We start from the raw sequence: 13,698 nt of genomic DNA on the forward strand, positions 1-13,698 counted from the left end.
CGTAAATAACTGATTTCAATGACAGGCTTAGGAAATGAGCAAAAAACCAAAAATTATTGTCCTCGATGATGACCCGACTGGCTCCCAGACTGTTCACAGCTGCTTGTTGCTGATGCACTGGGATGTGGATACATTGCGGCTGGGACTAAGGGATGACTCCCCAATCTTTTTTATTCTTACTAATACCAGAGCTCTTAACCCAGAGCAAGCAGCAACTGTGACTCGGGAAGTTTGCCATAACCTGAAAATGGCCATAGATGCTGAAGGAATTACAGATTTTATGGTAGTCAGTCGCTCTGACTCCACCTTGCGGGGGCATTATCCTGTCGAAACTGATGTAATCGCCCAGGAAGTCGGACCATTTGATGCCCATTTCTTAGTCCCTGCATTCTTTGAGGGCGGACGAGTCACTATCGATAGTGTGCATTACCTAATCATTGATGGTAATAGAACACCAGTGCATGAAACGGAGTTTGCCCGTGACTCGGTATTTGGATATCGCCATAGTTATTTACCCGATTATGTCGAAGAAAAGACCAAAGGTCAGATCAAGGCTGATGCGGTCGAGCGGTTTTTACTAGCAGATATTCGTAACGGTAGCTTGGAGGGCCTTCTCAAACTTTCCAATAACCAGTGTGGCGTTGTGGATGGGGAAACCCAAGGGGATTTAGATCAATTTGCGGCAGATGTCTTAAAGGCTGCTGGCCAAGGGAAACGCTTTCTGTTTCGCTCTGCTGCTAGTATTTTAACCTCCCTTGCTAGTCTTGGCCCCCAACCCGTGGCCGCTATGGATATGGCTCAGTATGTCCGAGAGGGGAAACCAGGAGTTGTGATTGTGGGTTCCCACGTTAAAAAGACTACCCAACAGCTGGAGCAGCTATTGGGAGGATCTGGGATTGGCGGGATTGAGGTAAATGTAGCTAATTTACTAGATGAATCCGAACAGCAACGGGCAAAACTTTTGGCAAGTATTCTCGAGCGGGTTCAAGAAATTCACAGTGCTGGTAAAACACCGGTGGTTTATACCTCTCGTCAGGAATTGGTTTTTGAAGATGTGCAGAAACGGCTGGCGTTTGGAACAGTAGTTTCAGGCTTATTGATGGATATCGTGAGGGGATTACCTAAAGATATTGGGTTTTTAATCAGTAAAGGGGGTATTACCTCTAATGATGTCTTAAGTACTGGTCTGGCTTTGAGGTCAGCACGACTACTGGGTCAGATCCTCCCTGGATGCTCAATGGTACTAACCTCTGCTGACCATCCCCAGTTTCCTAATTTACCTGTAGTGCTATTTCCTGGCAATGTGGGAGATGTGAATGGCTTGGTCACGGTTTACCGTCGATTGAGTGGAGAGTAATAATGCTTGACAGGATATCGAGTGTGGGTCTGGGGTGACAGAGCAATAGCACTATTTAAGTATCTTGCCCTTTTGCCCTACACCACCATTAGCTAAAATTCTCAACAGTTATCCAGCAGAACTTGCTGAAGAAGGTATGATCACGGAAGAATCTATCTTCGGTGCGTTAACTAATCTAGCTCCTTGTTGCATGACTTCTGATTCTGCCCAACCATCACCAGTTTCAACGGTTTCCGACGACCGCAACTCGGTAGTTAACTGCCAAGGGCAAGTTCGCTTAAAAAGTGAGGGGAAACGGCTGTTGTTGATCTTGCCACCAGCCACTAAAAACCCTAGTACTGCCAATTGGTCGGACCTATGGGAACAATTCAAGCATCGCCTCAATGGTGGAGAGCGCTTTTGGCAGCCTGAATCCAGTGTGGATCTGATGGCTGGGGATCAATTGCTGGATGGGATGAAGCTACAAGCGATCGCTGATGCCCTTGGGGCAGTCCAGTTAAGGCTAAAGCGAGTTTACACCACCCGCCGACAAACCGCTGTGGCTGCTGCAGCTGCTGGGTACTCAGTAGAACAAGAAACTCCTAAGTACTCTTTGAATCAAAAGATTGATCAACCTACTGAATTACTCGCAGAACCTCTGTACTTACAAATGACCGTGCGTTCTGGTATAGAGATCCGTCACCCTGGCACTATTGTTATAATAGGAGACTTGAACCCTGGTGGTGCATTGATCGCAGCTGGGGATATATTTGTTTGGGGGCATCTACGAGGCATTGCCCACGCCGGTGCGAATGGTAATCGAAAATGTCGGATTATGGCATTAAAAATGGAACCCACCCAGTTGCGGATTGCTGATGCTGTAGCTAGGGCACCGGAGACACCGCCACTTCAGTACTATCCTGAAGTAGCTTACGTGACTTCCCTTGGAATTCGTATTGCTAGAGCTGCTGATGTTGCTAAAACCCACTTGTCGTTGAATTCATGAGTCGAATTATTGTTGTCACCTCTGGCAAAGGAGGGGTGGGTAAAACTACCATTACCGCCAATCTAGGTTTAGCCCTAGCTCGTCTGGGTCGTCGAGTTGCCTTAGTGGATGCAGATTTTGGTTTGAGAAACTTAGACCTGCTGTTGGGACTAGAAAATCGCGTAGTCTACACGGCTATTGAAGTATTAACAGGTCAGTGCCGCTTAGACCAGGCTTTGGTCAAAGACAAACGGCAAGAAGGGCTAGTCCTGTTACCTGCAGCCCAAAGTCGTAACAAAGAAGCCGTTAACCCCAACCAAATGAAAAAGTTGTTGGGGGTGTTAGCCAAGAATTACGAGTACATCTTGGTGGACTGTCCAGCAGGAATCGAAAGCGGGTTTAAAAATGCGGTTACGGCAGCTACTGAAGCCCTAATCGTTGCTACACCAGAGATTACCTCAGTGCGGGATGCTGACCGAGTGATTGGCTTACTGGAAGCGGAAGGAATCAAGCAGACCCGCTTAATTGTCAACCGCCTAAAAGCCACAATGGTAAAAGCGGATCAGATGATGTCAGTTCAAGATGTCCAAGAAATTCTTGCTATTCCGCTAATTGGTGTGATCCCCGATGACGAACGGGTGATTGTCTCCAGTAATCAGGGTGAACCCTTAATCTTATCAGAAAAGAAAACCCTGCCTGGAATTGCCATTGAAAACATTGCTGCACGCTTAGAAGGTGCAAATATTTCCTTCCTCGACCTGATGGCAGAACACGACAACCTAATCAACCGCTTACGCCGCCTGTTCAGATAAGGTTTTAAATTGTGAATTGCCAAAGAGCCTCTTCCCTCTCTCCCTGTGTGATTATTCACTACTCCAAAAAGCCCCATGATTATCGAAATTCTAGAACAACTTTTTTCCTGGAGGAGTGCTCAAAGCAGCCGTGAGGAGGCTAAGCGCCGCCTCCAACTGGTAATTGCCCACGACCGCTCTGACCTGAGTCCTAAAATGGTGGAGTCGATGCGGCAAGACATCCTGGAGGTGGTCTCTCGCTATGTTGAGATTGATCCCGATGGGTCAGAGTTTTCCTTAGAAAGCAACCAACGGGCAACAGCACTAATTGCTAATTTACCCATCCGACGAGTTAAGGAAAAACTACTAGAGGAAGAATCCAAACGCTTCACTCAAGACGAAGAAGAAGAGTTGAGTCCTGATCAATAAAACTCCTGACAAAGCGTAACATTAATCGACATCTTGCCTTAGACTTAAAGAGTAGCTCTTTGGAGAACGATGTCAGTCAACTATGTTCCACCAAGAGTCGCTGCTCAAAGACTTGGAGTTTCAACGAGAACTCTCGAAAGATGGCTCGAAGCCGGGAAAATCAAAGGGATCAAGACGCCGGGAGGTCAAAGAAGATACGACTTGGATTCAGTTGTCTCTATTCCACCAGCCAAACCAAAAAGAGACATCATCTTATATGCCAGAGTTTCAAGCCGCTCTCAAAAGAGTGACCTTGAACAACAAGTACGCTTTCTTAAGTCTCGTTACCCCGGTTGTGAAGTCATCTTTGACATCGGGTCAGGACTCAACTTCAAAAGAAAAGGACTACAATCCTTACTGGACAGAGTTCTCAGCAACACTTGCGAGCTTATTGTCGTTGCCCACAAAGATCGGCTTTGCCGCTTTGGGTTCGATCTTATCTCATGGCTGTGCGGCAAATTTGAGACAAAGATACTGGTTCTCGACGAAACGCACCTCAGCCCAGAACAGGAAATGGTCGAAGATATCCTTGCAATCGTCCACGTCTTTAGTTGCCGACTCTATGGACTCAGGAAGTACAAAAAACGAATCCTTGATGACAGCGAGTTACCGAGTTTATCCAGTAAAGGAACTTGAGAAGATCTGGAAGAAGTGGGTTGCCGCCTCTCGAAAGGTCTACAACATATCTATTGATTATCTAAACAGAGAACAAGGCTATGTTAAGACTACCAAGAAGGGAGGGAAGCACGGATTTAGGACTTTTTTAAAAAGTTCTGGATTAATTCCTCAATGGTGCATTGATCTAGGTATATCAAAACTTTTAGACAATGCGTCAATGGAAGCTTACACCGCCTGGAAGGAGACGAAAAAACAGCCACAGTACATTGGTATTGGGAAAAAAAGAAAACTTAACCCTGACAGGGGAAGAAAACTAGCCAGGTTTAGGAGTATTCGCGATCAAACCGCTACTCTAAAGTTCGATCCTACAGCCTATAAAAATGGCCACTGGATGGTTTCGTCTACAAAACATCTACCATTACCAGAATTCAAGGGACACAACTATTGTGTACTGACTAAGGGATCTACTGAATTGACCTTCAACAAAGGTAGGTGGTTTGCTCACTTCCCTGTGCCTCTAAGGACTGAACCAACAATAACCGAGAAAATTATTGCCTTAGATCCGGGCGTCCGCACTTTCGTAACAGGATTTGATGGTTCGGATTTTTTAGAGTTCGGAAATGGTGATTTTAGCAAGTACGCCCACGCTTTGTAGTCATCTCGACCAAATAAAGTCAAAGCATGACAAAGTCAAAGGGAGGAAATTCAAGAGGCTACGTTACAAGCTCAGGAAAGCCATGGAACGCCAACGGACTAGAATAAAAAACCTGCGTTCTGAGATTCATAAACAAGTAGCGTCTTATCTAGCCAGAAACTACGACATTATTGTTCTGCCTACTTTTGAGACTTCTCAGATGGTAGCTAAAAAGAGGAGGAAGTTAAGGAGTAAAACTGCTCGCGCGATGATGAGTTGGGCATTCTACCAATTCTCGCAGACTTTAGGGCATTTGTGTAACCGGTACGGTTCCAAACTCGTAAGAATAACTGAGGAATACACCTCAAAGACCTGCACAAAATGCGGACACATCCATAGGAAACTTGGAGGATCCAAGAATTTTAAATGTCCCAAATGTGGGTATGAAATCCATAGAGATTTCAATGGAGCCGTGGGGATTTTCCTCAAGGCGATGTGGGATACCACCTTTACCGATCACGTCGGTGATGTTGTACTAGATGTCTTAAATGTCGAAGATGTCGCGGTTAAAAGTATCAGTAAGTCTCTAGTAGCTCAAGGAGTGACAAGCTACCTGCAAATTAGGTCAGTTGACTAGGCGAACGGGTGTGTGGTGTCTGTTTTAAATTGAGCCTATTACTTGAGTTAATTATCGGATCACCTCTGAAGGTGATCATGAACCAAGGGATGCTCGCCTGGTTACCCCGTCAGGGATGGGAGCTAAAGTCGTGTTTATATTTAATTTGGGATCAACTTCTGATTCTGATACGGTTGAACCCTAACAGTGGTAATCTGGAGAGTGGCATTACTAAATGTTAAGACTGTTTTCCAAAATCTGTAACAATAGCTTGACTAAATAAGCGCAATATGGTAGGCACCGCAGAACAAACAAACACGGGCGCTATTGCCCAAATTATCGGTCCGGTTGTTGACGTAGAGTTTCCCAGCGGCAAAATGCCGCAGATTTACAATGCCTTGAGAATTGAAGGCAAAAATGAAGCTGGACAAGATGTTGCTGTGACCTGCGAAGTGCAGCAGCTTCTCGGGGATAACCAAGTGCGCTCTGTTGCCATGAGTGGTACAGACGGTCTGGTGCGGGGTATGGAAGTTATTGATACTGGTGCCCCCATTAGTGTACCTGTCGGCAAGGCTACCTTAGGACGGATTTTCAATGTCTTGGGTGAACCAGTAGATAACAGAGGACCGGCAGAATCTGAGGATCGCTTCCCAATTCACCGGCCTGCTCCCAAGTTAACTGAGCTGGAAACCAAGCCCTCAGTATTCGAGACCGGTATTAAAGTAATCGACCTGCTGACTCCCTATCGACGTGGTGGTAAGATTGGTCTTTTTGGCGGCGCTGGAGTCGGCAAAACCGTGATCATGATGGAGTTGATCAACAACATCGCCACGAAACACGGTGGAGTATCAGTATTTGGCGGTGTGGGAGAGCGTACCCGTGAAGGGAACGACCTCTACAACGAAATGATGGAATCCAACGTGATCAACGCGGATAATTTAAGCGAGTCGAAAATTGCCCTAGTTTATGGTCAGATGAACGAACCCCCCGGTGCGAGGATGCGGGTCGGTCTGTCAGCTTTGACCATGGCTGAGTACTTCCGGGATGTAAACAAGCAGGACGTGTTGCTGTTTATCGATAACATCTTCAGGTTTGTACAAGCAGGTTCGGAAGTGTCTGCTCTTTTGGGAAGAATGCCTTCTGCTGTAGGATATCAACCTACTCTGGCAACAGACGTAGGTGCTCTGCAAGAACGGATTACCTCCACTAACGAGGGTTCAATTACTTCCATTCAGGCAGTATATGTACCAGCTGACGACTTGACCGACCCAGCGCCAGCAACTACATTTGCTCACTTAGATGGTACAACAGTGTTGTCCCGTGGCCTAGCATCTAAGGGAATTTACCCGGCTGTGGACCCCCTCGATTCTAATTCAACTATGCTGCAACCGAGCATTGTGGGAGAAGACCACTACGGAACAGCTCGTTCTGTGCAGGCAACTCTACAGCGTTACAAGGAACTCCAAGACATTATCGCGATTTTGGGCTTGGATGAATTGTCCGAGGATGACAGACTAACGGTGGCTCGCGCCCGCAAGATTGAGCGCTTCTTGTCTCAGCCGTTTTTTGTAGCTGAGGTCTTCACTGGTTCTCCTGGTCAGTATGTTAGCTTGGATGATACTATCAAAGGCTTCCAAATGATTCTGAAGGGCGAATTGGATGACCTTCCCGAGCAAGCCTTCTACATGGTGGGCAGTATTGATCAAGCGATCGCTAAAGCTGAAAAACTAAAGAGTTAAGTCAGGTTTGATGCTAATAAGGTTATCAAGGTTGTTCGCGTAGCGTGGCCTTTTGGCCAAGGTGATCAAGGTTGAAGGTTGAAGGTTGAAGGTTGAAGGTTGAAGGTTGAAGGTGATCAAGGTTGAACGCGATGGACGAAGTCCCGCTTTCAGCGATCGCGTGGCCGAAAGGCCAAGGTTTGGTATTTAAACAGCAACCTAGTAACCAGTAACCACTAACCAGTAACCACTAACCAGTAACCACTAACCAGTAACCACTAACCACTAACCTTCAACCTATTAACCTGTTAACCTGTAACCTTGGCCAAAAGGCCACGCTACGCGAACAACCTGTAACCTGTAACTTTCAACCTGCTAAACTGCCAAAGTCCAACAAAAACAATTCATTCTGCTGATGGCTTTAACTGTTCGTATTATTGCTCCCGACAAAACCGTCTGGGATGACCAAGCACAGGAAATAATTTTACCCAGCACTACCGGTCAGCTTGGGATATTGAGTGATCATGCTCCTCTGTTATCAGCGCTGGATACTGGTGTGATGCGAATTCGTTCAGACAAAGAGTGGATACCAATTGCTCTTATGGGTGGATTTGTGGAAGTTGAAGATAATGAAGTGACGATTCTTGTCAATGGTGCTGAGTCCAAAGATGAAATTGACAAGGATGCTGCAGGTCTTGAGTTCAACGAAGCAAAAGCTCGTCTAGAAGAACTTCAAAGCGAGGAGAATACCCAAGAAAAAATCCAAGCAACTCAAGCCTATAAGAAAGCCCGTGCTCGCTTTCAAGCTGCTGGTGGCATGGTGTAGTAACACATGGTGTAGTAACACATGGGTAAATTATAACCCCGTAAACGAAGTAAGCAAGGGATTTAAACCCTATAAGCTCCGCGCTCTCCAAACCCCCCCCGAAACAGGGGGGTAGGGGAGCGTCTGGAGTTGGTCAAGGTCAGTCTGTTACTTGGATTAAGGTAATTCGATTAAGGAAGTTGTTAAACTAAGGAATCATCTCAACTATGGTCAGATGAGTGGTCAATTCCCAATTCCCCTCAATCATTAGATTAATCAGCAAGGCTGGATTAAGCACTACCAGTAAAAACGACTTCCGGGAACTTAGCCTGAGCCTCAGACATAGGTCTACGCCTACCTTCCTCTTGCCAGTAGTTAATAACTTCAGTGGCTTTGTTGAGGATTTCAATGCGATCAGCTTCAGTAATCCAGTGTTTGGCTTCCATCTCATCCTTGAGCTGTTCCCAGGCATCGTTCCGGGGCCAGAAAAAGTAACAAGTTAATGGGCTGGTGCCTTTGCCGACAATTTGATCAACTGCCAGGGCTACATTCTCATCTAGCCAGAGAACTTTTAATAGAAATTTTGACAATCAGGCCTCCCTCAGATATCCCAGGTTATCTTTAACTATAATCTATTGTACAATTGATGATTTTAGCGCAAGAAGACTGTTCTTGATCAAGATTCAGGGATAGGTTTGTAGTTAAATAGTTGGTAGTATTGGTGCTGATCAGCAATATTGGCTCAACTAGCCCAAGCGTGCATGATGCCTAGTTCAGAAACATTTATTCCTAACTTTAATGCCATAGTGGTGTTCGACATTGACGGCGTGGTGCGTGACGTTAGTGGTTCTTACCGTAGAGCGATCGCAGATACGGTAGACCATTACACTGGTGGTGCCTATCGACCCACGATGGTAGAGATTGACCAACTCAAATCAGAAGGGCTATGGAATAACGACTGGGAGGCATCGCGAGAATTAATTTATCGGTACTTTGAGGCTCAAGGAAAAACGAGATCCCATTTTTCTCTCGACTATGAAGCCCTTGTTGATTTTTTCAATTCTCGCTATCGAGGAACAGATCCCAACCATTGGACTGGGTACATTTGTGACGAACCGTTATTGTTACAACCCAGTTATTTAGAGAGTTTGACCACAGCAGGGATTCCTTGGGGTTTTTTCAGTGGCGCAACACGACAGGAAGCGAACTATGCCCTAGAAGGACGACTCGGTCTCGAACGGCCTGTCCTAATTGCGATGGAGGATGCCCCTGGTAAGCCTGACCCTACAGGACTGTTTGCCGTAGTTCTACAGCTAGAACAGGAGCATCAAGTTAAGGTGGAATTGCCAGTTATCTACGTTGGTGACACAGTTGCTGACATGTACACTGTTGAAAAAGCTAGAGACTCTCATCCAGAACGAGTTTGGGTTGGGGTAGGGATTTTACCCCCTCATGTGCAGGAGATACCAGAACACGGGGAGGCTTATGGAGAGAGGCTAAAAGCTGCTGGTGCAACAGCGGTTTTTAATAATGTTGAGCAGCTGACTCCTGAACAGATTAAGGAAATACTACATCAGGGTTAATGCTTGAAGCTTCAAAGTCCTTGACCTTCAAGCTCAATAGTCAATATTTAAACAATTCAGAGGTTCACGAAAAAAAGAAGGACAAGGTCAAGAGCTTCCCTGTCTTGACCTTGGAATTTGTGTATAAGTTATCTGTGTGTGTAGTGAGACTTGACCCTTTACCCTTTCACCATCTCATCCTTTAGAACCAGTAAATGTTACCCCAGAGATAAAGTAACGATTGAAGAAGGCGTAAATCCCCAAAGCCGGTATAGTAAAGACCATTGAGGCTGCCATAATGTAGTTCCAATAACTAATGTATTGCCCCTTAAAGGTATTTAAACCTAAGGGAAGGGTAAACATTCCTGGGTCAGAAGTAATCATTAGGGGCATTAAGAAATTATTCCAAGACCCCATAAAAATAAAGATAGCTTGTGCTGCCAAAGCTGGCTTGGCTAAAGGTAGGACAACCTGCCAAAACGTTTCCCAGCGACTTAATCCATCCAAGGCAGCAGCCTCTTCAAGTTCCTTAGGAAAATTGATAAAGAACTGCCGCATCATGAAAATAAAGGTGGCATTCACTGCACTCGGTATAATCAATCCTTGGTAGGTATTGAGCCATCCCAAAGACTTTAAGATTAAATAACCAGGAATTAGGGTGACTTGTCCAGGAATCATCAAAACTGCTAAGATTATTCCCAACAATAATGAATTACCTGGAAATTTAACTCTGGCTAAGGCATAACCTGCCATTGAGTTAAATATAATATTCAATCCTGTTACAAAAACGCCAACTAAGACACTGTTTAAAAACCAGCGCCCAAACAAAGGGGACTCAATAAAAATATTGCGGTAGTTATCGAAGGTAAAATCATGGGGGATAAAATTCAAACCGCCAGCGATAATTTCCTCAAGGGGTTTAAAGGAGGCTGATAAAGCCCAAGCAAAAGGCAAAAACGTAATAATGGCATAGAGGATAAGAATGCTATAAAATATCCCTCTGATCCAACGAAAATTATTCACTCTTATTTGATCTCCTAATTCGCTTTTTCTTCTCTAAAGAAGCCGCGTTGAATCAGTGTTGTCACTAGAATTACACCAGCTAACATTAATGCTAGTGCAGCGGCATAACCCATATCCAGACTTCTAAACGCATACTGGTAGATAAGAAGCACAACCGTCAGGGTTGAGTTGTTTGGACCACCGGTCCCACCGGAGAAGATGTAAGACTGGTCGAATAACTGAAAAGTACCGATGACACCCATAACCATAACGAAAAATGTAACTGGTTTGAGTAAAGGAACGGTAATATTTATGAACTGATCGAACTCATTGGCACCATCAAGTCTTGCCGCCTCATAAACGGATCTAGGTATATCTTGTAGCGCAGCCAGGTAAATCACCATGAAAAACGGTGCTGTAGACCAAATATTCATAATCATAATGGATTTGAGAGCCACGCTTGGGTCTCCTAGCCAGTTATAGGTTGGTAAACCAAAGAAGTCTAGTAATCCATTAAGTAGACCATTAGAATTATAAATCCAGATAAATATTAAGGTTAAAACTGCTGAAGAAGTGACAGTCGGGAGAAAGAAAATAATCCTAAACCATTTTTTCCCTTTAATTTCTTTATTTAGGACTAGAGCTAAAACCAGAGCCAGGATTGTTTGACAAGGAACAACAATAATGACATACTCAATTGTATTTTTTAGGGCAATCCAAACTCGCTCATCGTCAAAGGTACGAAGGAAATTTTTGAACTCAACAAATCGATAACTCAGCCCTCCTAAAATTTCCACCTTATGGAAGGAAAGGAAGATTGCATAGATAATTGGTGCAATCAAAAATGTTCCTAAAACTAGAATAGTAGGAGCCATGAAGAGGTAGCCAGATATAGCTTCCCTAACTTTGGCTTTCTGCCAAAATCCCTTCAATTTGACATCCCTCGATTTGACGTTTTGGTCAACTTCAAGTTGAGCTTTAGCTAGTGACATTTGTTAGTAGTTACTTGCTTGAATTTCTTTGTTAGCAGTTTGTTGTGCTTTTTTCATGGCTGACTTCAAGGATTGCTCACCAAGTAAAGCACTAAGAAACTGATTGTCGAAATGGGTCATAAATGTTGGCAATTGTTCATCCCCTTGCCAAATCGTGGCGTACTCAGCACCAGCGATAAAGGGGGTGTACAGAGGATTCTGTTCATAGCCAAGTTCTGATATGACCGATTTCCGAGCCGGGATTGCCAGTCCTCCCTTTGCCCAAGCTTTCATCCCTTCCTTGCCAGTCAAATAGGAAATCAGTTCCCAGGCAGCCTCTTTATTTTTGGCTTGCTTGTTCATGACATAAGCAACGGTATAAACCATGGTTCCTTTATGGTTACCGATGCTGGGAACTTCCGCAGTGGCAAAGTCAATCTTGGGAAATGTCTGTTGTAGGTAAGGAATCGCAAAGCTACCTTCAATAACCATTGCTGCCTTCCCTTGGCCAAACATTTCGCTTCCAGAACTGGCTCCAACATCTGAGGCTAGGGCAGCAGAAGGGTTTTGTCGATACATATCCATCAAAGGTGTTAGACCTGATAGGCTTTGGCGAGTCGCGAAGACAGCCTTGCCCTTCTGGTCAACTAACTCACCGCCAAAGGCTTTGATCATAAAGTAGTGACGAGATAGTTGTGGCGTGATGCCCAACCCATATAGGTCAACCCTGCCATTGTGAGTTGTATCCCTGGTCAATTTTTTGGCATAGTCCTCTAACTCTTCCCAGGTTTGGGGAGGGTGAGTTATACTAAGTTGATCGAAATATTTTCTATTGTAGAAAAGGGCAAGGGTTGTAAAATCCTTAGGTAATCCGTAGGTTTTGCCATCGGATTGGAAGGCTTCGGATAGATGGGGAGCAAAGTCATCTAAATCTAGGTCCTCAGTGATGTAATCATCAAGAGGTTCCAAGACTCCATGAGTCATGAGTAAGGGAGCATCTAGGGCATCTACATAGAAGACATCAGGAGCAGCATCACCAATCAACCGAGTCTTAATGACATCCATATATTGGTCAGTGATCACTTCAAACTTGACTTTTATGCCAGGATGTGATGCTTCAAACTCCCTCAGTACCTGCTCAAGGAGCTGTTTTTCCTCCGGGCTGCTCTGCCAGCCGCTGAGGGTCACAGTAGAAATGTTACTGGCGATACTGCGGCTACAGCCAGTTAGGAACACAATTAGAGATACTAAAATTAGACATCTCGAAAGGATTTGCTTCATGATAAGTAAGGACGGCAAGGGCACCTCCTCAGACGGGAAAACTTATTTCCCGTCTGAGGAGGTGGCTATGTACCTAGAAATAATTAGTAAATACAGATGAAGATATGGTGATTGAGATAACTCGACATCCAAGATGGCTTTCTACAGCTTATTTCTTAAGGTCTCCAATATGGCTTTCTACAGCTTATTTCTTAAGGTGTCCTTATTTCTTAAGGTGTAAAGCTGTTACTAGCCATATTTATGGGGGTAAAGCTAGCTGTTAGTAGCCAACTTTATTATTGCTTATCTTTATTATACCACCACTTATCTTTAGCTTTAATTATGATTATCCATGATCCTCATCCTGGCTACAGTCTTGACTAACTGAACTACGTAAGCCTGAGATCAAGACTATGAAAGCGATCCCGCCTTTTTTTTTTTCGCTAGCCAGGTCGTGGTACCTCTTGGCTCGATCCGTCAGATGAAAGATTTCAGTGAATATACTTAATTGTATTTTTGTTGCAATATTTTACTTTTTTTGAGATATTAGACTTAAGGTACCTGTTGCCCCAGGGATAAAAAAGGCAACAGCTGTACTTAGGTCAGTATTGGTATGTAGATATTGATATGTAGATATCGGTATGTAGATATCGGTTCTGGCTACATCGGGATTCCTAAACAAGGGAATAAGGCATTGGCCATGATTTTTCCTCATGATCCATGTCTATCCCCCTTGCTCCCCCGTTAATTGAATAGCGTAGCCTCCGCTGCTATACCCCGTCATGACCATAGCTCTCCCCATAGGGCATAGCCCTTAGGAAGTAACCCTTAGGGATTATTGAAAAGTACTACTTTTCGTATTTCTAAGGGGTTGGGTGAAGGCTAGAGAATAAGTGTTATTGAAAAGTAGCCCTTCTCGAAAAGTAAGGGTT

Annotated in this window: 15 protein-coding genes; 10 read left to right on the forward strand and 5 right to left on the reverse strand. The window is 44.6% G+C overall.

Annotation, left to right across the window (positions count from 1 at the left end; all coding sequences use genetic code 11):
- The first annotated feature begins 34 nt into the window (after positions 1–34).
- The 8 genes from BJP37_RS07925 (at position 35) to atpD (ending at position 7,187) form a co-directional block, all read left to right on the forward strand.
- Positions 35–1,357: a four-carbon acid sugar kinase family protein gene (locus BJP37_RS07925; RefSeq protein WP_075897813.1), complete on the forward strand. Its 1,323-nt coding sequence runs from the start codon at positions 35–37 to the stop codon at positions 1,355–1,357.
- A 190-nt stretch (positions 1,358–1,547) separates the two neighbouring features.
- The gene (gene minC / locus BJP37_RS07930) at positions 1,548–2,342 is read left to right on the forward strand and encodes a septum site-determining protein MinC (RefSeq protein ID WP_070396550.1); all 795 of its coding nucleotides are present in this window, start codon (positions 1,548–1,550) and stop codon (positions 2,340–2,342) included.
- Positions 2,339–3,133 (forward strand): septum site-determining protein MinD, encoded by a 795-nt coding sequence (gene minD / locus BJP37_RS07935; RefSeq protein WP_075897815.1) that lies wholly within the window; start codon positions 2,339–2,341, stop codon positions 3,131–3,133. The genes minC and minD overlap by 4 nt, the downstream gene beginning before the upstream one ends.
- Before the next feature lie 75 nt (positions 3,134–3,208).
- Entirely contained in the window at positions 3,209–3,541 is a 333-nt protein-coding gene (gene minE / locus BJP37_RS07940; RefSeq protein ID WP_075897817.1) for a cell division topological specificity factor MinE, read from the forward strand.
- Between the two features lie 69 nt (positions 3,542–3,610).
- Positions 3,611–4,216 (forward strand): IS607 family transposase, encoded by a 606-nt coding sequence (locus BJP37_RS07945; protein WP_075897819.1) that lies wholly within the window; start codon positions 3,611–3,613, stop codon positions 4,214–4,216.
- A complete protein-coding gene (locus BJP37_RS42305) occupies positions 4,176–4,853 on the forward strand; it encodes a hypothetical protein (protein WP_229415239.1) in 678 nt (225 codons plus the stop codon). Before BJP37_RS07945 ends, BJP37_RS42305 begins: the two co-directional genes overlap by 41 nt.
- A complete protein-coding gene (locus tag BJP37_RS40855) occupies positions 4,819–5,469 on the forward strand; it encodes an RNA-guided endonuclease InsQ/TnpB family protein (RefSeq protein ID WP_229415240.1) in 651 nt (216 codons plus the stop codon). Before BJP37_RS42305 ends, BJP37_RS40855 begins: the two co-directional genes overlap by 35 nt.
- Positions 5,470–5,738: 269 nt before the next feature.
- Positions 5,739–7,187 carry a F0F1 ATP synthase subunit beta gene (gene atpD / locus BJP37_RS07955; protein ID WP_075897821.1) on the forward strand — a complete coding sequence of 483 codons (1,449 nt, stop codon included), beginning with the start codon at positions 5,739–5,741 and terminating at the stop codon, positions 7,185–7,187.
- Here atpD and BJP37_RS43390 read toward each other — a convergent pair.
- Positions 7,176–7,307 (reverse strand): hypothetical protein, encoded by a 132-nt coding sequence (locus BJP37_RS43390; RefSeq protein WP_269086969.1) that lies wholly within the window; start codon positions 7,305–7,307, stop codon positions 7,176–7,178. The genes atpD and BJP37_RS43390 overlap by 12 nt on opposite strands.
- A 274-nt stretch (positions 7,308–7,581) precedes the next feature.
- On the opposite strand from BJP37_RS43390, the gene atpC reads away from it, so the two are divergent.
- Positions 7,582–7,992 (forward strand): ATP synthase F1 subunit epsilon, encoded by a 411-nt coding sequence (gene atpC / locus BJP37_RS07960; protein WP_075897823.1) that lies wholly within the window; start codon positions 7,582–7,584, stop codon positions 7,990–7,992.
- Between the two features lie 269 nt (positions 7,993–8,261).
- Here the strand turns inward: atpC and BJP37_RS07965 are convergent, their stop codons facing one another.
- A complete protein-coding gene (locus BJP37_RS07965; RefSeq protein ID WP_075897825.1) occupies positions 8,262–8,561 on the reverse strand; it encodes a 30S ribosomal protein PSRP-3 in 300 nt (99 codons plus the stop codon).
- Between the two features lie 174 nt (positions 8,562–8,735).
- On the opposite strand from BJP37_RS07965, the gene BJP37_RS07970 reads away from it, so the two are divergent.
- Positions 8,736–9,554, forward strand: a complete 819-nt coding sequence (locus BJP37_RS07970) for a TIGR01548 family HAD-type hydrolase (RefSeq protein WP_075897827.1) — start codon at positions 8,736–8,738, stop codon at positions 9,552–9,554.
- Between the two features lie 174 nt (positions 9,555–9,728).
- Here the strand turns inward: BJP37_RS07970 and BJP37_RS07980 are convergent, their stop codons facing one another.
- The 3 genes from BJP37_RS07980 to BJP37_RS07990 all read right to left on the reverse strand — a co-directional run bounded on the left by BJP37_RS07980 (position 9,729) and on the right by BJP37_RS07990 (position 12,787).
- Positions 9,729–10,556, reverse strand: a complete 828-nt coding sequence (locus BJP37_RS07980; RefSeq protein ID WP_075897831.1) for a carbohydrate ABC transporter permease — start codon at positions 10,554–10,556, stop codon at positions 9,729–9,731.
- Positions 10,557–10,570: 14 nt separating this feature from the next.
- Positions 10,571–11,410, reverse strand: a complete 840-nt coding sequence (locus BJP37_RS07985) for a carbohydrate ABC transporter permease (RefSeq protein ID WP_438941526.1) — start codon at positions 11,408–11,410, stop codon at positions 10,571–10,573.
- Between the two features lie 120 nt (positions 11,411–11,530).
- On the reverse strand, positions 11,531–12,787 hold the full coding sequence (locus BJP37_RS07990; protein ID WP_075897832.1) for an ABC transporter substrate-binding protein: 1,257 nt from the start codon (positions 12,785–12,787) through the stop codon (positions 11,531–11,533).
- Between the last annotated feature and the right edge of the window lie 911 nt (positions 12,788–13,698).

The organism is Moorena bouillonii PNG, assembly GCF_001942495.1.
In the GTDB taxonomy this organism is placed as follows: domain Bacteria; phylum Cyanobacteriota; class Cyanobacteriia; order Cyanobacteriales; family Coleofasciculaceae; genus Moorena; species Moorena bouillonii.

What these genes read in the sequence shown, in the direction of transcription:
- BJP37_RS07990 (WP_075897832.1), bottom strand. Translation starts at nt 12,787, where the DNA reads ATGAAGCAAATCCTTTCGAGATGTCTAATTTTAGTATCTCTAATTGTG.
- atpD (WP_075897821.1), top strand. Translation starts at nt 5,739, where the DNA reads ATGGTAGGCACCGCAGAACAAACAAACACGGGCGCTATTGCCCAAATT.
- BJP37_RS07945 (WP_075897819.1), top strand. Translation starts at nt 3,611, where the DNA reads ATGTCAGTCAACTATGTTCCACCAAGAGTCGCTGCTCAAAGACTTGGA.
- BJP37_RS07925 (WP_075897813.1), top strand. Translation starts at nt 35, where the DNA reads ATGAGCAAAAAACCAAAAATTATTGTCCTCGATGATGACCCGACTGGC.
- BJP37_RS07985 (WP_438941526.1), bottom strand. Translation starts at nt 11,410, where the DNA reads ATGGCTCCTACTATTCTAGTTTTAGGAACATTTTTGATTGCACCAATT.
- BJP37_RS07970 (WP_075897827.1), top strand. Translation starts at nt 8,736, where the DNA reads ATGCCTAGTTCAGAAACATTTATTCCTAACTTTAATGCCATAGTGGTG.
- minE (WP_075897817.1), top strand. Translation starts at nt 3,209, where the DNA reads ATGATTATCGAAATTCTAGAACAACTTTTTTCCTGGAGGAGTGCTCAA.
- BJP37_RS42305 (WP_229415239.1), top strand. Translation starts at nt 4,176, where the DNA reads ATGACAGCGAGTTACCGAGTTTATCCAGTAAAGGAACTTGAGAAGATC.
- atpC (WP_075897823.1), top strand. Translation starts at nt 7,582, where the DNA reads ATGGCTTTAACTGTTCGTATTATTGCTCCCGACAAAACCGTCTGGGAT.
- minC (WP_070396550.1), top strand. Translation starts at nt 1,548, where the DNA reads ATGACTTCTGATTCTGCCCAACCATCACCAGTTTCAACGGTTTCCGAC.
- BJP37_RS40855 (WP_229415240.1), top strand. Translation starts at nt 4,819, where the DNA reads ATGGTGATTTTAGCAAGTACGCCCACGCTTTGTAGTCATCTCGACCAA.
- minD (WP_075897815.1), top strand. Translation starts at nt 2,339, where the DNA reads ATGAGTCGAATTATTGTTGTCACCTCTGGCAAAGGAGGGGTGGGTAAA.